Source organism: Algibacter sp. L1A34, from assembly GCF_009796805.1.
Classification (GTDB): Bacteria; Bacteroidota; Bacteroidia; order Flavobacteriales; family Flavobacteriaceae; genus Algibacter.
This window is the reverse complement of sequence record NZ_CP047029.1, coordinates 4,357,396-4,382,034: the sequence shown is the minus strand read 5'-3', so window position 1 is coordinate 4,382,034 and position 24,639 is coordinate 4,357,396. Positions and strand designations below refer to the sequence as shown.

Sequence of the window (24,639 nt, the reverse complement as noted above, 5' to 3'; positions counted from 1 at the left end):
TACATTTGTTTGTTAGCTCTTTTTATGTTACTTGAGCAACGTAGTGTAAAATTAATTAGTAAAATATCTAATTATAACCGTGATAGATCACTTGGTGTTTTTATAAACATAGCTTGATGGCCCCTAATAGCTATTGGTTCTTTAAGAAGTTTTGAGTTTTTCTGAAGTACTTTAATCCAATCATTTGCAGAAAAACAGGAATCGTGAAGTCCTTCATCAAAATCCTTATGTTCTTTATTAACCAAACCTTCTATAGTAACGTCTAATTTACTTGCCAATTCTTCTAGTTGTGTACCTGTGAAAATGTTGGTTACTATATTTATATCTCTTAGTATATAGCCTTGGCCTTTGGCATAACCCAAAGTTTTTGATGAGCTTGGCTTATCTGGGTTATAGTAGAGTATTATTTCTCTTTCTGAACTTGCTAATTCTGGCATGTTTTAATTTTTTATTTATAATAATACTTCAAAAATAAAGCTTGAAAGGCAAGTTAAGTGCTACTTAGGTAGCACTTTTTGTTTTAAATCTAAATTAACTTTACTTGTAATTTTAGACAAAGTGATAGGTGCCGAAATATTAATAGAGCCTATATATTAAATTCAGGATTTTACTTTAAAAATCGAAGTATATTATCCAGAATTATATAAACAGTTAGACCAAACACTATATCAAAAAATGTTTTCTAGAGTTTCTACAGAAACACTTCAAGACTACTTACACGAACTCAAAATAAAGTTATAAACTTTTAAAAAACAATATATTATGAGACAAATACAACAATTTAATGATGAAACGGAAGCCTGTATTTTAGAAATTGAAACAAATTATCCTGAGTTATACAATGTTTTGGAAGAAACACCTTTTAGAGGAATAAGTTCAAGTGAGCCTATTTCTGCTGAAGACTTAGAAGATTATTTAAACACTTTAAAAGAACAGCTTCATACTTTTCAAAAGAAATAAAAATTTAATAATGAATGAAAATGTTCAGAAACTTCAGAAAGATAAACTTAAGGCCATGTATTTTCAAACCGAAGAGTGGATTGAAGATGTTGAGTTTTATGAAGAAGAATTAGAGTTTTTTAATAGCCTAATTTCAAATCGCATAAATACTACTACAATAGAAGATTTAAATCATAAAGAAATATATAGAAATAAAGATAATTTGCTCTGGAAATTATCCGATGATGTTTTGAGTGAAATAAAAGTACATAGAACAGAATTAGCAAGATTGATTGATACCAAAAATATAACAGAAAATATTGAAGAAAATAAAACACATCTTCATCTTTTAGAAAAAACAGATAAGATTAAAAATGGTATTAAACAACTAAAAAAAGCTTTGTTCAAATACGTTAAAGATCACCCTTTTAAATTTCAATTCGACACTGTTATTGAAGAATTATGACTAAAACTAAAAATCATGAAAAACACATTTTTAATAATTTCTTTCTTACTTACAGCAACAATAAGTAAAGCTCAAAGCGATTATCAAATTATAGAGAAAAGTTTACCATATAATAAACTAGCAACTAGTTTTACCACAAATATTATAGGTGTTGGAGAAAGCCTATCTATTTATAATTGGCAAAAATTTATTGAAAAGCATAGCGGTACAACCTACGTAACTTCTTATGGAGAAGGTGATATCGATCTTGAAAGCAAACACGTTAAATTTCCGTTGTTAAAAAATCAACTTGTTACCATTTACTCAAGGTTTGCACCAAATAATTCTGAAACAGGAGTTTTATTAACCATTTGGATTCAAAAGGAAGATGGAACTTACTATTCTTCAAAAACAAATCCAGATTCTGGAAAAAATATTAAGCAATGGTTATTGCTTTTCCATAATAAATTGATGGATTTAAACCGTACACATTAAAAAAAATTAAATACATAATTAAAATGAAAAATACACTTACAATGCCAATGAATCATAAATACTGGTGGATACAAATCCTATTAGGTATTGCATTAATTGGCTTCGGTTTATGGTTTTGGTTTACACCAGTAGAAACCTTTATTACACTAGCTATATTTTTTAGTGCGTGGATGTTCGTTACAGGAATTTTTGAAATTATTAATGCTATCGGAGTTAGTAAGAATTCTGAGCAGTGGGGTCTTTATCTCATTGGTGGTATTGTCGATTTAGCTATTGGCGCAATACTAATGGCAAACGAAAATATAACTATAAAAATTTTGCCATTATTTTTAGGGTTTTGGTTATTATTTAGAGCTATAATGTTTATTGTGATGTATTATGAGTTAAAAAGTAAATCGAAAGAGGCCTCTAGTATGTTACTAATTTCAGCCGTATTATTTGGTGTTTTTGCTCTAATAATATTGGCTAAACCGCTAGTAGGCGATTTAGTAATAGTATATTCTACGGGTTTTGCCTTTTTCTTTTTCGGTGTGTATCGAATTATCTTAGGTCTTAATCTTCGTAAAATGCAATAATTATTAATGTTGAAATTTTAAAAAAGGCGCTTTGTAAATAAAGCGTCTTTTTTTATTCTAAAATAATAACCTAAACGTGTAAGTGAAAAACTATTTATTTAATGTGATTATTATTCTTTAAAATAAAAAAATGGATTAACTTGTTTATTAATAGTTGTTTAAAAGTATTTTTTTGTGTTTTGAATCGGAATTTTAAAGCTTTTTTTTATGAAATAATACACTGAAATTATTTTTTTTGTTTTTGATAAAGTTATTCAAAATAGATTAACTTTATATTATACATTTTTAAAAGTGAATTTTAGAAATGTGTAATATAAACGCTTGACTAATAAGGTATATATATGCCTAAATAGGTTATAATCTATATAAAGAAAATGAAAATACGAGAATACATTTTATTGTTTGTTTTAACTGTAATTGCTAGTAATATTTATGGGCAAACATTAAGCAACGAAAAAATAACAGCCCAAATTGAATTCTATAAAAATGATATTCGTGGGCCTTACAAAAGTATCCAATGGTTTTGTGATGATGGCACTATGCGAGCAGCTAAAGATCCATGTCCAGATGAAATTGGAGGGGTGCAACACGCAACTTATAAAAATGAAGTTATTACTTTGGGGCAAAGTAATCATGTTTTTTTAGGACAAATTTTAGCCTATACAGATAAAACCGATTTTTGGGATATTTCAAAAAATCACTCACGTTTAAAACAATATCAATTAGGTAGGTATTTAGCACGTGTTGATGATGGTTGGATTAATAAAAAGGGTCAGTTTTATCGTGGGTCTATCCAAATTGAAGATGAAGAGGTTTGGGGTGTAAAGTTTTATAAGTGGTTGCTTTCTAAAGATGAAGTCCTTTTAAAAAATTATTATTTGGTGTTACAATCATTAAAAGATGTGCCGCATCAAGGTGATGATGATTTATCTCAATTAATGCGTTCACAATCTAAAGTAATCTCAGATCAATATGGGGAATTCATGGATTTACGGGTTAAAATCCATAGTAACCCTGAGGTTATAGATATTGAGAAAACACTTGCTTTTAAAAAGGAAAATGCATTAAAGTTATCAGGTACACTTAGTAAAAAAATAGATGAGCTTGTTGCAACGATGCAAAAATTTCATAAACCGGTTAGTTTAGATGAATTAATTAAACTTGTTAATAAATTGCAAGGCGAATCAGGTTTAAAAACATCCCTTAAAATATTTATTTCTAAAAATAGTAATACTAACGATGCCGCTTCTTTAACAAAAGAAGTAGCCAAAATGTTGTTAGATATTCGTCTAAATAGCGTGAATGAAAAAGGTGGGGCGCAACGATTAATACTTTTAGATATTGCTAATAAATTAGAAACTGTTGTTTTTAAAAGATCTGCAGATTGGCAACCAAAAACGGTTGGCGAACAATTAGAAAAAGTAGATGCTTTGGCGATGGCTGCCGCAGGAACTGGAGCTATTGAGTTATGGGAATGGGAGCAAGTAGCAGCAACATTACAACCAAATGCATCTAAGAAAGCAACATTAGGAGAACTTACCAAAAAGCTTGAAGCAGCACGTGGTATAGTAGAGTGGAATTCTGCAATGGTTAAGGCTAATTATCAAGATGTGGTAAATATGTATACTGCTTTCGAACCTAAAGCTTATAGTTTTATTGACGATCGTATTCGTTCATCAGTAGCATTACAATTAGGTAAAGCAGTTGGAGATTTAGGTGCTTTTATTGCAAAAGAATCTTCGTTATCTAATAAGGTTCTTAACTTATCTAACCAAAGTAGTATTCGAGGATTAAACCCAGGTTATGCCTTTGGAGAGTTGGTAGTTGTAAATGGAAATCCAGACGATATAGAAGTATCTAGCGATAAGATTTATATTTTTGAACGTGCTCCTGCAGATTTAAAACCAGTTGCAGGTATTGCAACAGTGGCAGAAGGTAATTTGGTGTCTCATGTGCAATTGCTTGCGCGGAATTTAGCGATTCCAAATGCGGCTTTATCCGATGAGAATTTAAAAAATCTGATGGCTTTTAATGGCGCGAAAGTTTTTTATGCCGTTTCAAATCGAGGTACGGTTATTTTAAAAGAAGAGTCTAAAATGACTGCTGAAGAAAAAGGCTTGTTTGCTAAAAAAGTGCGTAAAGAAGATAAGATAGAAGTACCTGTTAAAGATATTCGTTTGGATCAAACCAAAATATTAAATCTACGAGATGTTGATGCTAGTGATTCAGGGAAATTATGTGGGCCAAAAGCGGCTAATCTCGGACAATTAAAATCTATGTTTAAAGATAATGTGGTGGAAGGTTTTGTAATTCCTTTCGGAATTTTTAGAATTCACATGGATCAAGCTATGCCTAATCAAGGAAAAAGTTATTGGGAGTTTTTAAATGCGATGTTTGCTGAGGCTGAAATAAAAAGAAGTCAAGGTGTTTCTGAATCTGAAGTAGAGAATTTTCAATTAAGACAATTAGAAATTTTGCGATCTGCTATTAAAATCATGCCTTTAAAAGCTGATTTTACTACTGAAATTTCAAAGTCATTTGAATCTATTTTTGGTAAATCAATAGGCAGTGTTCCTGTGTTTTTAAGAAGTGACACTAATATGGAAGATTTAAAAGATTTTACAGGAGCTGGGCTTAACCTTACTATTTTTAACGCCGCTGAAAAAGAGAAAATTTTACAAGGCATCAAAGATGTTTGGGCTTCGCCCTACACAGAACGTAGTTTTAAATGGAGACAGAAATATTTATTAAATCCAGAGAATGTATTTCCTTCTATTTTAGTGATACCTTCGGTAGATGTAGATTACTCTGGAGTATTAATTACAAAAGGTATTTCTTCAGGTAATGAAGATGATTTAACTATTGCTTTTAGTCGTGGAGCAGGTGGAGCAGTAGATGGTCAATCTGCTGAAACATACAATATTGGTATGGATGGTAAAGCACAATTATTATCGCCCGCTCGTGATGCATATCATAATACATTACCAGTAACAGGAGGAACTGGCAAAAAATTAGAAACGTTTGAAAAACCGATATTAAATGCTCAAAATATTTTAGAAATAAGAGAACTATCAGCTACGATTAGAAAAACTATGGCCAAAAAAACTAAATCGGATTATAAGGGAGCTTATGATGTAGAACTTGGTTTCAAGGATAATAAATTGTGGTTATTTCAAATTCGTCCTTTTGTAGAAAATAAAAGTGCATTAGGTTCAGATTATCTAAAATCAATTACACCAACAATTAACACTCAAAAAGAAATTTTACTGAATACAACATTATAATATCATGATAAAAACAATTAAAATAATAGTATTAGCTGTAATTTGTATGGCTTTTACATCTCCAGTAAACGATTCTATTTATCCAATAGATGGTTATCAATATTCGGGAATAAAAAGATTAAAATATTTACAACTGTCTATTTCGGGCGATTTACCAGATGCTAAATTACCATTAGGAGCGTATAAAAGTATTAATGATATTAAGTTGAATTTGCTATCACGAGTACAAAATAAAACGGAAGATATTTTAATTGAAAACCCAGGGTTACAAAAGCAAATTGATGCCTTATTTCCAAGATTGGATAAAAGTTATTCTGTGGCTATTTTAGATATTTCTAAACCAGATAGTTTACGTTATGCGCAACAAAATGAAAGTCGAGGATTTCAACCAGGTAGTGTTGGTAAATTAGTTGTTGTTACTGCGTTATTCGATCAATTAGCTAAAATATACCCTAACGATTATAGCAAACGTGTGGCATTGTTAAAAACTAAAATCGTTAAAGGCGGTAATTGGGTGTTAACAGATGAGCATACTATTCCTGTATTTAATATAGAAACCAATAAACTGGTAAAGCGTCAAGCTGTTGCAAGCGATGTGTTCTCGCTTTTTGAATGGGCAGATCATGCATTATCAGTTAGTAATAATGGGGCAGCAAGCGTTGTGTGGCGCGAGGCTTTATTAATGGCAGCTTTTGGAGAAAAATATCCAACTATGACTCAAGCCGATGCGGATGCTTATTTTAGTGTAGGTCCTAAAAACGATATTACAGATCTTGCTGTATCTATAGTAAATCAACCCTTAAGAGATTTAGGTATCACTGAAGATGAGTGGCGTTTGGGCACATTTTTTACAAGAGGAGTAAATCCTTATGTAGGAAGTAAAGGTGGTAGTATTGGTTCTCCTTTGGGTTTAATGAAATGGATGTTACAGTTAGAACAAGGTAAGATTGTAGATAAGCAATCTAGCTTAGAAATAAAACGTTTAATGTACATGACGGATAGAAGAATACGTTATGCGCAAGCACCAGAATTACGCGATGCTGCAGTATATTTTAAATCAGGAAGTTTATATAAATGTGATAAAACCAAAGATCAGGCTTGTGGTAAATATAAAGGAAATGTTTTTAATTACATGAATTCCGTTGCCATTGTAGAGCATGCAGATGGTTCAAAATATATGGTGTGTTTAATGACGAATGTATTGGGGAAAAACTCGGCAGGAGATCATTTAGCTTTAGCAAGTAGAATTGATAAAACTATAAGAAATGTGCAATAAATGGTGCAGAATCTCATTTTTTTAAGAAAAGAACTAAACAAGATAGGTTTTTTATTACCTTCGGTGAAAGCTGAATAACTTCCGTAAGTGAAATGGTTTAATAATAATACATAGAATTAATAAGTAAAAAATGAAATTTAAAATCATTCACGAAACTAAATACACTTTTAATTCTGAAGTTTATTTAGAGCCTCATCAATTACGATTAAAACCGAAGGGAACATCATTTTGCGATTTGGAATCTTTCGATATTGAAATTTTCCCAAAACCAATAGGAATTAAAGAACAATTTGATCCTGAAAATAATGTAATTAACTTTGCATGGTTTGATAAAGGGACAACAAGTCTAGACATAAGGAGTACTTCGGTAATAACATTATCGGAGTATAATCCATTCAGTTTTATTATTTATCCTTCAGAGTATCTTAATGTTCCGTTTGAATATTCCGATGACTTAAAATCAACATTATATGCTTCTTTAGAGAAAGCTTATATTAATCAATTGTTGATAGATTATGTAAATAAAACTTTAGAAAAATCTAATAGCACAATGGACTTTATTGCTAATCTTACTAAACAAATTCATCAAGATTTTCAATTAAGCTATCGTCATGAAGGTTCTCCTTTTGAGCCTAATAAAACATTTGAATTAAAAAATGGATCTTGTCGAGATTTGGCTTGGATGCAAATTCATTTATTACGAAATTTTGGAATTGCTGCCCGTTTTGTAAGTGGTTATTATTATATTGAAATGGAGTATCCTAGTTACGAATTACATGCTTGGGTTGAGGTGTATATACCAGGTACAGGATGGATTGGCTTTGATCCTAGTCACGGTATGGTAACGGGAAATACACATATCTCTTTGGCATCATCTTCAGATTTTAATCAAGCCATGACAATTACTGGTTCGGTTAGAGGTAGTGCGAGTTCAGAGTTAACAAACTATCTTTATATTCTAAAATTCTAATTACGGGTTAATAACATTTAAAGCCTTTTGCGAAAATGTTTTCACTCGTATATCTTTATGGTTTAGTAAAGGCGTAATAAGTTCAATATATTTTGAATCGCCCTTTTTTTCTATAAGGTATAGAACTGCAAGTTTCAGTTTTACATCTTTACCATCAAGGATGTTTTGAAAACACTCCATTTCGGTAAGTTTATTTTTGCTAATAGTTTCAATAACTTCTTCCGAAGTTGTATCAAGAATAGTGGCCTCAACAATAGGGATAAGTGCACTTTTTAAATCAGGATTTAGTAGAATATCCAAGAACTCAATAGCATTTGTTCTTTTATCCTGTTCATCACTTAAAATACCTTTGTAAGCCATTCTCACATCATTTTGAGAATAGCGCAATTCAAGAAGTTTAAAAATACGCTCTAAACCATTTTCCAACCTACGTTCCAATAATTCAATTAAGCTTTCACGAGCTTTCATTTCTTCATCTGGGATGGCGAATTTTAATTTTTTACGACGTAGATAATGCACTATAATTTGAGTGTGCATCGCGTTTATAGAGTTATTATAAAGCTTGCATTCTTCAAGTATAAGTTTCGCTACTTGTTTTTCGTTAAAATGAAAAGTACTATTCGTTTCTTTTAATTTAGAGAGTTGTGCTACACATTCTAATCTTACCGATAAATCTTCGGAATCTTTAAAACTAATCAAAATAGTATCTACAGCATTCTGAGAATTAAAAGCAGCCATTACTTTTGGAATAAACCGTTTTACAGCAACAGCAATATCGTTGGAGAAGAGTTTTTCTTTTAAAACTAAAACCATGGCATTACCATAGTTAGTTAAAGCTTTTATCGAGACTTCACGAAGTGTTTTATCTAATAATTTGTATAACAAGGCATCAACAAAAAAGACGTTTATTGTATTACCAGCGGCAACAATGGCTTCTTTTTGGATTATAGGATGGCTGTTATTTTCTATAGCGTCTAGAATGGTTTGGTAGCTTTTTTTGTAGTCCGAAAAACCTATAAGGCTAAGTAGCTTAATTTTTTCTTTTTGTTGTAATTCATCAGGGAAAGAAACTATTTGTATTTTCTTGTTTTCAATCCTATTAAAAAGATCGTATTTAACTCGCAAGGAATAATTGTCTCTAGATTCTTTAGCTAAACACAATAAAGCGGCATCAGCAATATAATGGTCTTCATGATCTAGATAACTATCAAAAACAATAGTTTCATCGTGATCTGCATGAAGCAATAAATACTCTAGCGTAGCCATTACCAAATTATCGTCTTGTGTGTTTAAAAATTGTTTAACTTCAAGGTAAATACTTTTTTCATTTAAGAAGAATAAATTCCGAAGTGCTTCAGCTTTTACTTTGTTCGATGGATGGTTTAATAAACCAGAAATAGGTGTAATCAAGCGCTTATCATTAATCTCTTTTGCCTTGTCTAACATAAATAGAATTTCGCTTTCTTCACCATTTTGAAATACATTATACATGCCTTTTAAAAAGGATTCGTTAGAAACTAAAGCTTTTTTTCTTTTACTGGTTACAGGTACTATAGCTTCAAGGTTTTTCTTAAAAGATAAGAAGTATTCTTTTCTAACTTTAAAAACAAAATACGTCCAAGTAAAGGTAAGTAGCACAATAAGCACCATAATATACATAGGTGAAACATCGAGTCCTTTTATCAAGAAAATAAGAATACAGCCTGCGATACCAGTCGCTATACTATCTACAACAACATCAATATAAGATTTAGTTCTTTTTTTAAGTTGAAAAGGAAGCGGCAAGGCAATGAGTTCTACTGCAGATTTATTAATGGATTGTTTTAAACTCGCATCCGAAGCTTTTAATAAAATAACCACCCAAAGTTCTGGAAATACGAAGAACAATAATCCTCCTAAAAACACTAATATAGGCAGTAATAGTAAAGAAAAACCAACGCCCCAAACACCAACAATTTTACGTGTTAAGAATAATTGAAGGAATAACGAAGCCACGTTGAAAGATGATAGCCAAAACCCGAAAAAGGAGGTAAGTTCATCACTATCTGTAATGCGCTCTCCTGCAATATAACTAAATTGATAATCTACAAGTCTAGCAGTAATAACACCTACCGCTATAATTGCTGCTAAATAGGTTAAATGCTTTGAACTTAAAATGAGTTTTAGTGGGTTTTCTTCTGAAACTGAAATACGTTTTTTCTGTTTAAAAACATTAAGTACAGATACTTTTGTTTTCCAAATTTTATCTAATAAAGGAAAGCAGAGTATCAAGAAAAAAGCGGCAACAAATATGAGGTTTTCATTTCCTATAAAAGGGGCGAGTATGGTTGTGAGGTAACCTCCAAAAATACCACCAGTAATAGCTCCAGCTCCTATAAATCCAAATAATCGTTTTGCTTCTCTAACATTAAAAACGAGATTAGCTAGTACCCAAAATTGAGAGGTTGCTAATACGGCATAAATAGCTACACCTGTATAAAAACCATATAATACCCAACCTTTTATTAAATTGAGATGTAAAAGTGTACCTAATATAACTAAACTAATTATACTAAAAAGTAGGGTGAACTTAATAATGTGGTTTAAGGGGAAACGTTCTGTAGCTTTGGAATAAAAATAAGAACTAATCACTGCTGTAATGGCAACTAATAAGTATCCGTAAGGAAGATTTTCTGCTCCTAATTCCGAAATAAAAAGGGCACTAATTGTAGGCTTAATAATTAAGAGGGTAGCAATTACTAAAAAGATATAGCCCTGCATGAGTAGAGCTATTTTTAATTCTCCGTCTCGAATATCGAATACTTTCTTTAGGGCTATTTTTATCATTTAAGGGATCTAGTCAATACGTTTTATTTGTTGTGTTTTGAAATATTAGTAACTTTATTTACAACTTTAACTGGTTTAAAAGGCATATTAATTGTTAAGCACCTTTTCAATAGGAATAATTAAATCTCTTATAATTTGTTCTCCATTATTATCATTAATCAAAGCTACTAAAATATAGCGACGATCGGGAGAACCCCAAACTAATATCGAATCTGAATGGAATGATTTCCATGATCCCGATTTTCTAAATAAACGTGCTTTTGGGGCAATCCTATCTAAAGTGTTTACAAATTTATGATGCAATGCAGGGGCTTCTAATATATCGAGCATTTGTTTAGAACGTGTTGGGTTAACAAGTTCACCTTTATAAAGTAAATAATAAAACCGGCATACTTGAGTTACCGTTGCAGCATGACTTAAATTTTTTATAGGCTCACGATTAGTGGCGCCACCAGCTGCATAACGTTTTCCTACCCATAAACCTCCACCAGTTTCTTCATCATAAAGGTTATATCTATCACTAGTAAGTACTTTTTCAATTTTATCATAGCCTAAACGATCTATCATTCGGGTGGTTGCTGCGTTATTGGAGTTACTTATCATCAACTTCATATCATTTTTAATCGTAGTTGTTTCAACAAGTTCTCCTTTCTCCATAGCATCCATGGCAGATAATAATACCGCGATTTTGGGTAAGCTGGCCGCATACATCATTTCGTTGCCGTTTACTCTTGCAAATTTAATATTGTTTTTATCCGATAGGTCTACAAGTCCAACAGCCATTTTCTTTTGACTAATTAGGGTTTTCCATTCTGCATGTTTATTCATTTCAGAATCTAACTTTTTTTGAAGTGAAATATCTAAAAGGTTTCTAAGTGGTTTATTTTCGGTATTAATTTTTACAGGTAATTCTTGTGCTTTCGAAAAAGCAGAGATCAATAGTAGCACTATTAATGTGTTTATGTTTTTCATCTTAAGCTTTAATAAATTGAATAGCAAAGGCAATAAGGACGCTAACTGCTAGTCCTATATTAACTTTTGCAAGGTCTTTAACAATGATTTTATATGAATAATTAAGTTGTTCTTTTTTCAATAGGTAATTAATAGCTAATTCACGACCAGCTAGAATACCTATAAACGTCCAAGTTGTACTCATAGGAACAGAACTTAGTGTTCCCAAAGCATACAATAATAAACCGTAAATAAAATCTATAATGGTAGCGGAACGTATATTTCCTGTATTCGATTTTTTAGTTACAATTTCTTGAATTTTGCCACCTTTGTTTTTAAATATATATGCCATAATAAGCAAAATAATTGCTAGTGAAATAAGCAATTCTTGTAATGATAATGCTCGTGGTAAAAAGACATAAATATTAGCAAAATCTTGAATTAGCCACTGCGACCAAAGAAATCCAGTAGAAAACCATTGCGCGATTAACCAATATTTCTTTTTATCTTCTTTTTCAAGCTTTTCAAGTCCAAGTTGAGATTCAAATTTTCTAGCAATAATGTAATAAATAATAATGGCCGAAACAAATGCTAAAGCGTAACCTATAACAGATTTATATATCATTTTTTCAATAATAGCGCTAGATGAAAAAACGCTCAAAATCATAAATGTTGTACTAACAGGAATACCAAAACGAGTAATAACGAGTAACGATAATGGTGCTAATAAATACCACCATTTAATTGTATCTGGCAATGGAATTTTACCTAACCTACCATAAGAAACATCTCCTGCATTTATATACCAGCCATAAAAAAGAGTTGTTGTTAAAATAGTAGCTGCAAATGCCCAAAGCAGCCACCACTTTTTATTACTATTAGATGCTAAAAACGTACCTAAAGTCTGTATAACATCGTTTGCTATTACGGCATACGCTGTTATAATAAAACCTAAATATATAATTATAGTATTCATTCTAGTTTTTTATAGCACCTAATCCTGCAGCTTCACTTGGGTAAAGAATTCCTTTATCTAGCTTAAACAATCCTTTAAAAGGATCTGCAATCATATCTAAATGACCATCCAAATCAGCAAATTTTATATTTTGTCTTGAAAGCGCAAAATGTAATCCTGCTGAAATACCTAATCTGCATTCATCTATACATCCTACCATGGCTTCTAAACCCGCAGATTGTGCAACCGAATTAATATGCATAGCTTCACGAATACCACCTACTTTCATTAGTTTTATGTTAACCATATCTACACGTTCGTTTTGGGCTAGGCGAAAGGTGTCTTTTAAGGTTTTTATACTTTCATCTGCCATAACCGGAATTCCTGTGTTTTTGGTTACTTGGCCTAAAAGTTCGTCCATACCTTCTTTTGTAGGTTGTTCAAAAATCTCAATATCTACTTTTTTAGTGCCTTCAAAAAAGGCAATAGCTTCTTTTACGGTATAGCCTTGGTTTCCGTCAAAACGTAATTGTGTGCTCGGAAACATTTCGCGTAAGCGTATCATCTTTTCAATATCTTCTTCAACTGAAAGTCCTCCTTTTATCTTCAGAATAAAAAAACCTTCTTTTACAAAACCTTCTGCTATACGCAATGTATCTTCAATAGGTAAAATACCTAGTGTAATACTCGTTGGAATACTATGGCGATACCCTCCTAGAAACTGATACAAAGGGGTGTCTAGTTTTCGAGCAACTAAATCTAATAAAGCCATGTCTACCATTGCCAAAGCAGAGGATTTACGTTTTAAAAGCGGTTTTAGATTTTGCAATATTTTTGTACTCATGTAACTGTTTTTTCCTTTTAAAAAAGGAATAATAATATCTTTGATATCTTGTTCAACCTCTTGTGGAGATTCTCCAGTTACAACAGAATCTGGTGCTGCACAGCCATAACCAACAACATGTGTATCGGTTTCAATTTTTAAAATAAAATTTACTGCCTTCGAAATAGTTTCGTAAGCGATGGTATAAGGCTCTGAGAGCTTTAAATCTAGACGCTCGTAAGAAACGTTTGTTATTTTCATTATAATTTTGAATCTAATAATTCAACTAATTCATTTGCTCCATGTGCTAACACATCAAAAGCAGGTAAGCCTGTTTGTTTAGTAATAGCCTCGCACGCAGGTTCTATATCTTCTGCTTTCATACCTTCATGGTTAACAGTAATGGCTAATACTTTTACGCCAGAAATAGTTTCAATTGCTTGAATTTGTTTTTTTAGTGAATGTAGTTTATAGCCCGGGAAACCATCATATTCCTTACGGGTAGGAGCGTGTTGTAAAATAACGTAATCTGGACGACCAGCTGCTAAAATTTCAAAACCTCCAGGATAAGCAGGATTCATTAAACTACCTTGACCTTCAATAACAATAACGTCTGGTTTTTCGTTTTTATAAGCACTTACTACGGCATGTTCTATCTCGCCAGAAACAAAATCGTTAATACAGCTATCCATAATCATGGTGTATTTTGCACCTTGCATCCAAGCGGTTTGTCCAGTTCCAATCATTTCGGCGCTACGGCTTGCTTTACGCAGTCCTTGTACAATTAACCAAGCTGTTGTTCTTTTTCCTATTGCAGAATCTGTACCTAAAACAGCTAGTTTTAAACAGTCTACTTTTTCAATTTCTCCAGAGAAGAAATGAAGTGTATCACGATCCGGTGTTTTGCGAACATCGCGTATGCAGCTGCCATTTTCTTTAGCTAATTTCACGAACTCAGAATCGTTAGTTAGGAAATCGTGTAACCCACTATCCACATTCCAGCCTAAGGTAAGTGCTTGTTTTATAGTTGCTTTTGCTTCCTGTGGTAATCTTCCACCATCTGGCGCAAGCCCGATAACCAAGGTTTTAGGAACGGCTCCTGTATTACGTAATTCTTTTATAGCAGATGTTAAATCCTTAAAAATTAAAATGCCATTCTTTTTACCGTCAAGTGCTTTTCCAGCATCTTGACCTTCGTATTTGCTATCAATAACTCCAACAACCTCATAACGTTCTGTAAAACGTACAAGACCATGAGCTGTTTTTCCATTTGGTGTATTAAATGCGCCTTCGCAATACACAAGTGCGCGTCCATCTATTTTCTTTTTCATCTTTAAATTTGTTTTAATCATTCTCTTTATAAGGAGAATTTGTTAGTTTTTTGCTGTTAAGACTGCCACAAAGCGGTCTGGTTCAAAATTTAATTTTTCATCGAGTTCTAATAATCCAATAAGTCCTGCGGTTGAAGCTGGCAATATTTTTAACCCCTCTTTTTTCAAAAGAAAAGTTGCCATCTCTTTCATTTTCTTGTCACTTACGTTAAAAGCCTCTCCTTCGGATTCTTTTAATGCAAATAAAGCCTCATCGCCGTCAAAACTATGCCAATTTATAAGCGGTTCATTGTAAATAGTTTCTTTTATAATTTTAGGATCTAAATCTTCACAGATGCTTAATCCTTTTTTAAACGAACTAACTATTGGGTTTTTATGAGTTGATGATGCCGCAATCATTTTAGGAATCCTTGATGTTTTACCACGTTTATAAAGCGTTACAAAACCTCTGTAAATTCCTGCGAATAATGTTCCATTAGAAACTGGTGCTGCGCAATATTTAGGAGCATCTCCTAGGTCTTCTACAATTTCATAGGCTATTTGTGCATAAGCGGTTATTTGTAAAGGTGTATTTGCGCCACCAGGATTAGCATCATACCAACCATACTCGAAAGCATAGTCTGTACTAGATTTTACAACATCTTCATAACTACCTTCAAGTTTAATAATTTCGGCATTAAGCATTTCCATTTCCTTAATACGTTCCGTATGGTAAGATTCTGGAATAAATACCTTGCACTTTAAACCAGCTAGGCTTGCAGCGAGCGATACGGCTACACCATAATTACCACAAGTGGCTAATGAAATAGTATCGTAATCTCTGCGTAAAGCATCATAAACTTGTGCAAATGCAATACGGTCTTTTTGTGTGCCAGTTGGGTTGTCTCCTTCATATTTAATATATAATTGACGAATATCAAACTCGCGTTCTAGAGCTTTTGCACGGTTTAACCCAGTGTCTCCAACTTCTATATTAATAATATCTTCAAAACATTCTAATCGATCTATAAGTGATTTACTTTTATCTTTAACTAAATCACTTAGTTTTCGGGTTTCCGAAGAGACCTTAATCTCTGCATTTTTTACGCCATCTCTTAATAACATAGCATTTTATCAATTTAATAGTTGTTACTCTAATTTAGATACAAAAAAATTAATATGTCATCTTTTTTTAATAAATTATTATTAAATTTTTTTAGTTGAATTTTTCTTGATTAAGTTGGGTTTTAGTACTGATATAATCTGTGTGTTTATTCAAATATTTTGCAGCAATCATCTATAATTCGCTTTTAACTAAAACCTTATCATTTTATAATTTATTAGTAGCCTAAAAAATAATAGCTTTGCAATAAATATAGCTAAGGCATACCGATTGAGTGTAGATAACGAAAATAGAGAAGAGACTCCTAAGAAAAAGAAGCGATTTAGGCCGCTACGCATTTTTGCTAAAATTATGCTTGGCATCTTGCTGTTTCTTCTACTTTTAGTTTTATTTATTCGCAGTGAATGGGGACAGGGAATTATTGTTAATAAAGCGGTTAAATATATTAGCGACAAAACTCAAACTAAAGTAGTTATTGATAAGCTATATATCACTTTTGATGGCGATATATTATTAAAAGGGTTATATCTAGACGACAAAAAAGGCGATACTTTGGTTTATGCTAAATCGCTAGAAGCAGATATTCCTTTATTTCCTATTATTCGAGGAAACGGTATAGGTTTAGAATCACTCGATTTAAATGGGTTGCGAGCAAACGTTACCCGTAAAGACTCAATTTCTGGGTATAACTTTCAGTTTCTAATAGATGCGTTTGCAATTACAGATACCGTACAGAAAACTTCAAAAGAAAATACAAAACCATTAGAACTTATCCTAGGAGAATTAAATTTAAAAACTATTAATGTTGTTTTTAATGATGCTGTGTTAGGGATAGATAGTTATTTCGTTTTTGATGAATTGCTATTGGATATGGGTGAAACTAACCTAGAGTCGATGACTTTTAAGGCCAACGAAATCGCACTTAAAAATGCGAAGATAAAATACCATCAATCTCCTGTAGTAGAAGTTCCAAATACAGAACCTACAACCATGCCTATTTTAGCATTGGATAAGTTCACTTTAGAAAACACATATGTAGATTATCAGTCTTTTGGTGATGGTATGTCTGCAAGTTTGGATATTGCAGATTTAGAATTGCGTATGCCATTGGCAAATCTTGTAGATAGCGATATCAATATTTCTTTATTTAGTTTACAGGATTCAAAAATTCTATTTCGTACAAAAGCAGTAAATGCAGTTAGTACAAGTAATGCTGAAGAAATAGTCAAGGAAACCAAACCTTTTGAATGGCCAAACATAACTTTTAATATAGACGCTCTAAATATTGAAAGAAATAAGATTCAGTATTTTGTTGGAGATGCTCAAGCTGAAAAAGGTGTTTTTAATCCTAACGCCATTGTTTTGGAGTCTTTTACTTTAAAAGGAAATAACATTTTTATTAAAGATAAAGAAGCTTCAGCAACAATAACTGAAACTAATTTTAACGAATTTTCAGGTTTCAACTTAAAGAACATAGGAGTAGCTGTTAAGATTACAGATACAGAACTTTTGGTTAAAGATTTGATTTTGGATACTTATAATAGTAGTGTTAACGGAAATGCTTCTTTAAGTTATCCATCGGTATCTCAATTAATTGCTGCACCTGATACTTCAAAAATTGACATCAATATTTCAACCTTTCAATTTGATGTTAATGAGGTTTTTACATTTCAGCCTCAATTAAAAGAAAATGAATATTTAAAGAAACTCAGTAAAAAGGTCCTTATCGGAAACCTTAATGCTTCAGGATATCTTTCCAATATTTCAATTCCTAGTGCAAATGTTACTTGGGGAAAAGGAACTGCAATTTCGGCTAAAGGGACTATTAAAAATGCGACAGATCTAGCAGAAATGGAATTTAATTTTCCGAAGTTATTCGCAAAAACATCTAAAGCAGATATTTTACAATTTGTAAATGAAAAGGAATTGGGTATTTCTTTACCTAAAAATGTGGAGTTATTAGCTGAGGTAAAAGGTTCTCCATCCAATATGTTTGCGAATGCCAAGTTAAAAACCACACATGGCGTTGCAACCGTAAAAGGAACATTTAAAAATAACGAACGTATTGCTTTTAATGCCGTATTAGGTATAGATAATTACGCAATGGGGCAACTTTTACAAAATGAGCAGTTGGGTAATTTAAGTCTAAGTATTAATGCTAAAGGCGCAGGGAGATCTACTAATGAATTAGATGCGGTTGTAGATGCTACTATTAGCTCTTTTGCTTTTAATAATTACGAGATTAAGGATTTAAAATTAAATGGAATTTTAAGCAATGGTAACGGGACAATAACATCGAACTACAAAGATGAAAATATAAACGGAAGTATAGAAGCGTCTGTAGTATTGGATTCTATTGCAACGGAGGCCAATGTAAAACTCAACCTTATTGGTGCCGATTTACAAGCTTTAGGATTAATGCAAAGAGATGTTAGAACAGCGCTGATTTTAACGGCTAATTTTAAAAAGAATAGAGATGGCTATAATGCTTCTGCATTGTTAGAAAATGGACGAGTAGTTTATGATAATAAAACATATTTAGTAGGCGATTTAAATGCCAAAGCTCGTGTGCGTAAAGATTCTACTGCGTTTTCAGTAAAAAATAGAATTGTAGATTTTGAATTGGAATCTAACACAGATCCAGAAACGTTTTCTACTGCTTTGCAAAATCACGTATCTAGCTATTTTTATAGAGATACCATTATAAAGGATACGGTTAAAAATGCTGTAAAATTAAAAATAAGAGGAGCCATAAGTGAAGCGCCTTTGCTAAAAGAAGTGTTTTTAGTAAATATTGAGGAACTAGATACGGTTAATATTGCTGTAGATTTTGATGAGAATTTGAGGAAATTACAAGCAAATATTACGGCACCATTAATTAACTATAGTGGAAATAAAATAGATAGTCTTAGTTTTTCTATGGATACGGATAAAGATAAATTTATCTTCAACTTTGGTTTTAAAAATATTAAAGCTGGGCCTGTGGATATTCAGCGGACTTTAATTACAGGGAATCAAGTAAATAACGAGTTGGATTTGGGTTTTGAGGCATTTCAAAATGATTCAACCTTAATACAAATAAAATCTCAGATTACTGGGAATAGGGAGCGTTTAAGATTTCATATAATACCTGAAGATTTAGTCATTCAGAAAAAACAATGGAACACACCTGAAACTAACGAAATTATTTTTAATAAGCTTAATGATGACTATTCTTTAGATTTCAATGATTTTAATTTCAGCAGAAATACACAATCTGTTTCTTTTAAAGATGATATAGCTTCTATTTCAAAAGAACATATTGCAGTAAATTTTCAGGATTTTAAACTTAGCGAATTTTTAAACTATTTAAATCCAGAGGAAAAGTTTGCAAAGGGGAAACTCTCGGGTAATTTTATTGTAGAAGATCCTTTTGGAGCAACTGGTATAATTGCCGATCTTACCATCAAGCAATTAAACTTACTTGATGTTGAAATGGGAACACTAACGTTAGATGCCAAATCTCTTGGTGGCTCGGCATATAATTTTAATGCAGCTATTAAAGGCGCAGAAGTAGATCTTGATTTAATTGGAGATTACAAAGCTAGCAAAGAAGATGCAGAACTTAATTTAGATCTTGCACTTAATAGAATAAATATGAAAGCGCTTGAAGGGTTTTCTTTAGGAGAACTGACAAAGACAAGCGGAACATTACGAGGGAATTTTAATGTAGAAGGTACACTTGCAGCTCCTAAATACGATGGCGAAATTACATTTGATAATGCTGCTTTAACAGTTAAAAAGCTGAATGCTCCTTTTAAATTAATCAATGAGTCTATTGTTATCAATAATGAAGGTTTGCGTATGGATACTTTTACGGTGCGCGATGCTAAGAACAATACCTTTATGGTTAATGGGGAAGTGGGAACAGAGCGTTTTTTAAATCCTACTTTTAATTTGGAGGTTAAAGCAGATAATTTTCAGATGCTAAATGCTAGCAAGAAAGACAATGAGTTAGTTTATGGGCAAGCTACTATTAATGCTGATATTACAATAAAAGGAGATTTGCAAATTCCAAAAGTAAATGTAACGGCTTCTATTGATGAAAATACGGATATAACATACGTTCTGCCGTCAACAGCCGTAAATCTAGAAAGTAGGGAAGGTGTTGTAATTTTTGTAAATCGTAAAAATCCTGATGCGATATTAACGCGAACGCAAGAGGAAACAGCTACAGTATCAGGTTTTGATATTGCGGCAAAAATTAAAGTAGGGAAGAATGCAAAAGTCAATATTATAATTGATGAAAATACAGGAGATAACTTTCAAGTGTATGGTGATGGTGATTTTGATTTTAGAATTAATCCTAACGGAAACATGACCCTTTCGGGAATTTATACCGCTGCTGGAGGTCATTACGAAATGAATCTTTATAATCTAGTAAACCGAAAATTTGAATTGGTATCGGGTAGTAAAATAACTTGGTCGGGAGATCCTTTTGATGCTGATCTAGATGTAAAAGCATTGTATAATGTAGATGCATCGGCATCGTCTTTAATGGCTTCGGTGACTTCTGGATCCGATCCTAGCGTGAGTCAGCGTTTTAAACAAGTTTTACCTTTTGAAGTCTATTTAAATATAGATGGAGAATTAACAGCCCCCGTGATTAATTTTAATTTGGATATGCCGGAAGATGAACAGGGCGCTATAAGTGGGTTAGTTTATGGCAAAGTGCAAGAATTAAACAGCGATGAAGCAGAACTTAATAAACAAATTTTCTCTTTATTAGTGCTTAATAGATTTTATCCTGAAGCAGGAAGTGATGGTAGTAATGGTGGTGTTGCCAGCATAGCACGTGATAATATTAATGATGCCTTGGCAGACCAACTTAATGTGTTTAGTGATAAACTATTAGGTGATACAGGTTTGGAATTGGATTTTGGGTTAGATAGTTATACAGATTATCAAGGTGATAGCCCGGAAGAACGAACTCAATTAGATATTGCCGCACAAAAAAAGCTGTTTGATGATAGGTTAATTGTAAGAGTAGGAAGTGCTGTAGATTTGGAAGGCAGTAGTTCTTCTACAGAAACAACACCTCTTGTTGGAAATGTGAGTTTAGAATATTTATTGACAGAAAATGGTCGATATCGTTTAAAAGGTTTCCGAAGAAATGAATATGAGAACGTTATTGATGGGCAGACTATTGTTAGTGGTATTGCGTTAATATTTACACAAGAATTTAATCAGTTTAAGGATCTTTGGGATGATATGCTACGGTCAAAATCTAAGAAGGAAGAGGCTAAGAAGTTGAAAGAAAAAGAGGCTGAGGAGAAATTAAATAACGCATTGGGAGATACGATTAAAGAAACTCCAACACCAGAAAATAACAAAACCATTAAAGAATAACTATTGGCCAATTTAAAAACCATATACAGCAGTATTTTTTGCTTAGTTCTATTTTTGCTGATACAAGCATGTAGTGTTAAAAAATATATACCTAAAGACGAATTTTTATTTGATGGATACGAGGTTACAGTTACAGATGATAATGATTCTCTTCCCGTTAAAAATAAACCTGAATTAAAAGTAGCCTTGGAAGATGTGCTATTGCCAGAAGCTAATAGTGAATTTTTAGGAATGTATCCAGGGCTTTTTTATTATTATAAAGTACAAGATTCCACTCCAGGCTTTTTTAATAAATTTATGTATAAGCAGCTAGGTGAAAAACCAATTTACAAAAGCGATATAGAGAAATATGAGATTGAAGAATTATTGCAAAACAGATTAAATAATCGTGGGTTTTTCTATAGTAAAACAGACTCGAAATTTATAGATAACGAGAAGCAAAGAACAGCGAAAGTAGACTATAGCGTTACCGTAAAGCAATCTTACGAAATGGAAACTTATCAAATAGATTCATTACCATCTCTACTTCAAAATGAAATAAAAACAATAGTAGGGACTAGCAAATTTGAAAAAGGTATGCGTTTTAATCTAGCTGGTATGAAGCTAGAAAGAGAACGCATTGATGAGGAACTCAAAAAGAGGGGGTATTATAATTTTAATCCTAGTTTTTTGATTTTCGAAGCCGATACTAGTCAGTATAAGAATAAGCGTTTTGATTTGTTTTTAACGCTTAAAAAGGATGTGCCTAAAAAAGCAATAGTGCCATATATGGTTACAAAGATAAATGTTTATACTAATTACGATTTACAACAAGATAGCCTGCAATTAGAGACTGTAGTGTTCAATAATAAAAATTATATAAGTGATGAGTTGTTTTTTAAACCAAAATATTTAGATCCTTTTATTACAATAAAAGCAGATGCGCTTTACGATCCTGTGGCTTCAAAAAATACAGCAAGACGACTTGCAACAATTGGTTCGTATAAATTTATTAATATTCAATACAAAGAAATAGATAATACGGAGCAAGATAGTATAGGTAAATTAGAAGCTAGTATATATTTATCTCCATTGAATAAGCGTGCAGTTAGAGCGGAGTTACAGGCAGTAACAAAATCGAATAATTTTGCGGGACCAGCTTTAGGACTCACTTTTACAAACCGAAATCTATATCAAGGAGGAGAAACACTTAATATTACAGCAAAAACGGGTTATGAAACTCAAATTTCGGGAGGTAACCAAAGCGGGTTAACAAGTCTTGAATTAGGCTTGGGAGCAGAACTATTTTTTCCTAGAGTTCTTTTTCCTATTAAAATTAATACTAACTTTTTTAAATATGAAATTCCAAAAACAAAAATGGGACTTTCTATTGATTATCTAAGTCGAAGCCAGTTATATACCTTGCTATCTGGTACGGCAACTTTTGGTTATGTTTGGGATGCAAATCGTTATGTAACACACAAGATTAATCCTATATCGGTAAATTATACAAGGCTTTCAAATACAACAGAGGAGTTTGAAACGATTTTAGATGAAAACACTTTTTTACAGAGTAGTTTTGAGCAACAGTTCATTTCTGGTTTAACATATTCTTTTACCTATAACGAAATGGTGGATGCTAATAAAAAGCATCAGTTTTATTTGAATGCACTTTTAGATGTTGCAGGGAACTCGCTTAGCTTATTCGGAAAAGAAGAAACACCGGGAGAACCTAAAACTTTTTTAAATGCTGAATATGCGCAATACGCCAAAGCGGATGTTGATATGCGGTATCACTTTAATTTTGGGAAAGACCAAAAAATTGCAGCGAGACTTTTTGCAGGTTATGGTTATGCCTATGGGAATAGCGATGTATTGCCGTTTACTAAACAATACTACTCTGGAGGGCCTTACAGTGTGCGAGCATTTAATAGTCGGTCTTTAGGGCCAGGAACATTTGATGGAACTTTAACCGATAGTGATTCTTATTTTGATCAGTCGGGAAATATTAGGCTTGAAGCAAATGCAGAATATAGGTTTCCTGTTTTTGGGTTTGTAAAAGGAGCTGTCTTTGTCGATGCAGGAAATGTATGGAACTCTGTAGATAATCCAGATATTGATAACGATACATTTTCTAGTAGTTTTTTAAGCGAACTAGGTATGGGCGCGGGAGTAGGAATGCGTATTGATGTACAAGGTTTTGTAATAAGACTAGATTTGGCTGCACCATTCCACGATCCTTCATTACCAGAAGGTGAACGATTAGATTTTAATACAGATGCATCTGTACTTAACTTTGCTATTGGATATCCTTTTTAATTTAAAAAGAGACTTATGCGCTTCGTATATTTTGGATTAGCTTTTCTATTCATAAAAAGCAGAAATTTCATCTAAATCTTTTCTTTTTAAATCGGGTACGTAGGTTGGAAACTTTGGGTAGCCTACCGGAAGTAATAAAAAAGCTCTTTCATTACTTGGTCTGTTAAGGAGCTTTGATAAAAAATTCATTGGGCTAGGTGTGTGCGTTAAAGTTACTAAACCTGCATTATGAATAGCCGAAATTAACATTCCGCAGGCTATACCTACAGATTCACTTACATAGTAATTGTTGTTTTTTTCTCCGTTTTCATCTAATTCATAAGCCTTTTTAAACGCAACAATTAACCAAGGAGCTGTCTCTAAAAAAGGTTTGTTCATATCTGTAGCTAGAGGTGCTAAATCTTTTTTCCAACGTTCGCTCATTCTACTTGTATAACTTTCTTGTTCTTCAATTTCGGCTGCTTTTCGAATTTTGGTTTTTAACAATGGGTTAGAAATAGCGCAAAATGTCCAGGGTTGTTTGTGAGCTCCAGATGGCGCTGTAGATGCGCTTTTAATAAGGTTTTCAATAACTTGTTTAGGAACAGGTGTGTCTGAAAAATCTCTTATGGATCTTCTTTTATCTAACCAGTTATAGAATGTTTTACTTTTTTCAGTTAATTCAATCTCTGAAAATATTTCTGACTCAAAAGAAATGTGCTTATATCCATTAAGCATTATATGATTTGGTGATTTCATTGTGTTGTTTTAAGTCGAATTTGCGTTATGGTTAATTAATAAAAATCCGAAGAAATTTGTTCCTGTTTTTAATAAAAACACAAGTTAAGAAATAAAATAGGACTCAAAAGTTTACTTTAAGATTAATTATTACAGTTTATATTTACTTTGATGAAAATTTTGCTTTTTTGCAGATTTACTTGCTTAGATGCTAGGAAGAAGGCTTTTGTTCACTTATAAAATTAAGGTTATAAAAATATTCAT

At 32.3% G+C, this 24,639-nt stretch carries 17 protein-coding genes; 9 read left to right on the top strand and 8 right to left on the bottom strand.

Going from position 1 to position 24,639, the window contains the following annotated elements:
• Positions 1 to 71: 71 nt before the first annotated feature.
• Positions 72 to 437: an arsenate reductase family protein gene (locus tag GQR97_RS18470; protein ID WP_158851092.1), complete on the bottom strand. Its 366-nt coding sequence runs from the start codon at positions 435 to 437 to the stop codon at positions 72 to 74.
• A 325-nt stretch (positions 438 to 762) separates the two neighbouring features.
• Here GQR97_RS18470 and GQR97_RS18465 point away from each other — a divergent pair, with 325 nt between their 5' ends.
• From GQR97_RS18465 to GQR97_RS18435, 7 genes are all read left to right on the top strand, one after another.
• On the top strand, positions 763 to 960 hold the full coding sequence (locus GQR97_RS18465; protein WP_158851090.1) for a hypothetical protein: 198 nt from the start codon (positions 763 to 765) through the stop codon (positions 958 to 960).
• 10 nt (positions 961 to 970) lie between these two features.
• The gene (locus GQR97_RS18460; RefSeq protein ID WP_158851088.1) at positions 971 to 1,405 is read left to right on the top strand and encodes a hypothetical protein; all 435 of its coding nucleotides are present in this window, start codon (positions 971 to 973) and stop codon (positions 1,403 to 1,405) included.
• Positions 1,406 to 1,420: 15 nt separating this feature from the next.
• Complete coding sequence (locus GQR97_RS18455; RefSeq protein ID WP_158851086.1) at positions 1,421 to 1,879, top strand: hypothetical protein; 459 nt, start codon at positions 1,421 to 1,423, stop codon at positions 1,877 to 1,879.
• 23 nt (positions 1,880 to 1,902) lie between these two features.
• On the top strand, positions 1,903 to 2,454 hold the full coding sequence (locus tag GQR97_RS18450) for an HdeD family acid-resistance protein (protein WP_158851084.1): 552 nt from the start codon (positions 1,903 to 1,905) through the stop codon (positions 2,452 to 2,454).
• 374 nt (positions 2,455 to 2,828) lie between these two features.
• Positions 2,829 to 5,738 (top strand): PEP/pyruvate-binding domain-containing protein, encoded by a 2,910-nt coding sequence (locus GQR97_RS18445; RefSeq protein ID WP_158851082.1) that lies wholly within the window; start codon positions 2,829 to 2,831, stop codon positions 5,736 to 5,738.
• A 4-nt stretch (positions 5,739 to 5,742) separates the two neighbouring features.
• Positions 5,743 to 7,014 (top strand): hypothetical protein, encoded by a 1,272-nt coding sequence (locus GQR97_RS18440; protein WP_158851080.1) that lies wholly within the window; start codon positions 5,743 to 5,745, stop codon positions 7,012 to 7,014.
• Positions 7,015 to 7,144: 130 nt separating this feature from the next.
• A complete protein-coding gene (locus tag GQR97_RS18435) occupies positions 7,145 to 7,984 on the top strand; it encodes a transglutaminase domain-containing protein (protein WP_158851078.1) in 840 nt (279 codons plus the stop codon).
• Here GQR97_RS18435 and GQR97_RS18430 read toward each other — a convergent pair whose 3' ends face one another.
• The 6 genes from GQR97_RS18430 to GQR97_RS18405 form a co-directional block, all read right to left on the bottom strand.
• Positions 7,985 to 10,810, bottom strand: a complete 2,826-nt coding sequence (locus GQR97_RS18430) for an NTP/NDP exchange transporter (protein WP_158851076.1) — start codon at positions 10,808 to 10,810, stop codon at positions 7,985 to 7,987.
• An 87-nt stretch (positions 10,811 to 10,897) separates the two neighbouring features.
• Complete coding sequence (locus GQR97_RS18425) at positions 10,898 to 11,782, bottom strand: serine hydrolase (protein ID WP_158851074.1); 885 nt, start codon at positions 11,780 to 11,782, stop codon at positions 10,898 to 10,900.
• Position 11,783: 1 nt separating this feature from the next.
• Positions 11,784 to 12,737 (bottom strand): hypothetical protein, encoded by a 954-nt coding sequence (locus GQR97_RS18420; RefSeq protein ID WP_158851072.1) that lies wholly within the window; start codon positions 12,735 to 12,737, stop codon positions 11,784 to 11,786.
• A 1-nt stretch (position 12,738) separates the two neighbouring features.
• Positions 12,739 to 13,800 carry a mandelate racemase/muconate lactonizing enzyme family protein gene (locus GQR97_RS18415; protein WP_158851070.1) on the bottom strand — a complete coding sequence of 354 codons (1,062 nt, stop codon included), beginning with the start codon at positions 13,798 to 13,800 and terminating at the stop codon, positions 12,739 to 12,741.
• A complete protein-coding gene (locus GQR97_RS18410) occupies positions 13,800 to 14,870 on the bottom strand; it encodes a DUF1611 domain-containing protein (protein WP_158851068.1) in 1,071 nt (356 codons plus the stop codon). Before GQR97_RS18410 ends, GQR97_RS18415 begins: the two co-directional genes overlap by 1 nt.
• Positions 14,871 to 14,912: 42 nt before the next feature.
• Positions 14,913 to 15,974 carry a pyridoxal-phosphate dependent enzyme gene (locus GQR97_RS18405; protein WP_158851066.1) on the bottom strand — a complete coding sequence of 354 codons (1,062 nt, stop codon included), beginning with the start codon at positions 15,972 to 15,974 and terminating at the stop codon, positions 14,913 to 14,915.
• 268 nt (positions 15,975 to 16,242) lie between these two features.
• Here GQR97_RS18405 and GQR97_RS18400 point away from each other — a divergent pair, with 268 nt between their 5' ends.
• On the top strand, positions 16,243 to 21,360 hold the full coding sequence (locus GQR97_RS18400) for a translocation/assembly module TamB (protein WP_233267570.1): 5,118 nt from the start codon (positions 16,243 to 16,245) through the stop codon (positions 21,358 to 21,360).
• A 57-nt stretch (positions 21,361 to 21,417) separates the two neighbouring features.
• The gene (locus GQR97_RS18395) at positions 21,418 to 23,658 is read left to right on the top strand and encodes a BamA/TamA family outer membrane protein (RefSeq protein WP_158851923.1); all 2,241 of its coding nucleotides are present in this window, start codon (positions 21,418 to 21,420) and stop codon (positions 23,656 to 23,658) included.
• A 45-nt stretch (positions 23,659 to 23,703) separates the two neighbouring features.
• Here GQR97_RS18395 and GQR97_RS18390 read toward each other — a convergent pair whose 3' ends face one another.
• The gene (locus tag GQR97_RS18390; protein WP_158851064.1) at positions 23,704 to 24,396 is read right to left on the bottom strand and encodes a nitroreductase family protein; all 693 of its coding nucleotides are present in this window, start codon (positions 24,394 to 24,396) and stop codon (positions 23,704 to 23,706) included.
• Positions 24,397 to 24,639: the final 243 nt, after the last annotated feature.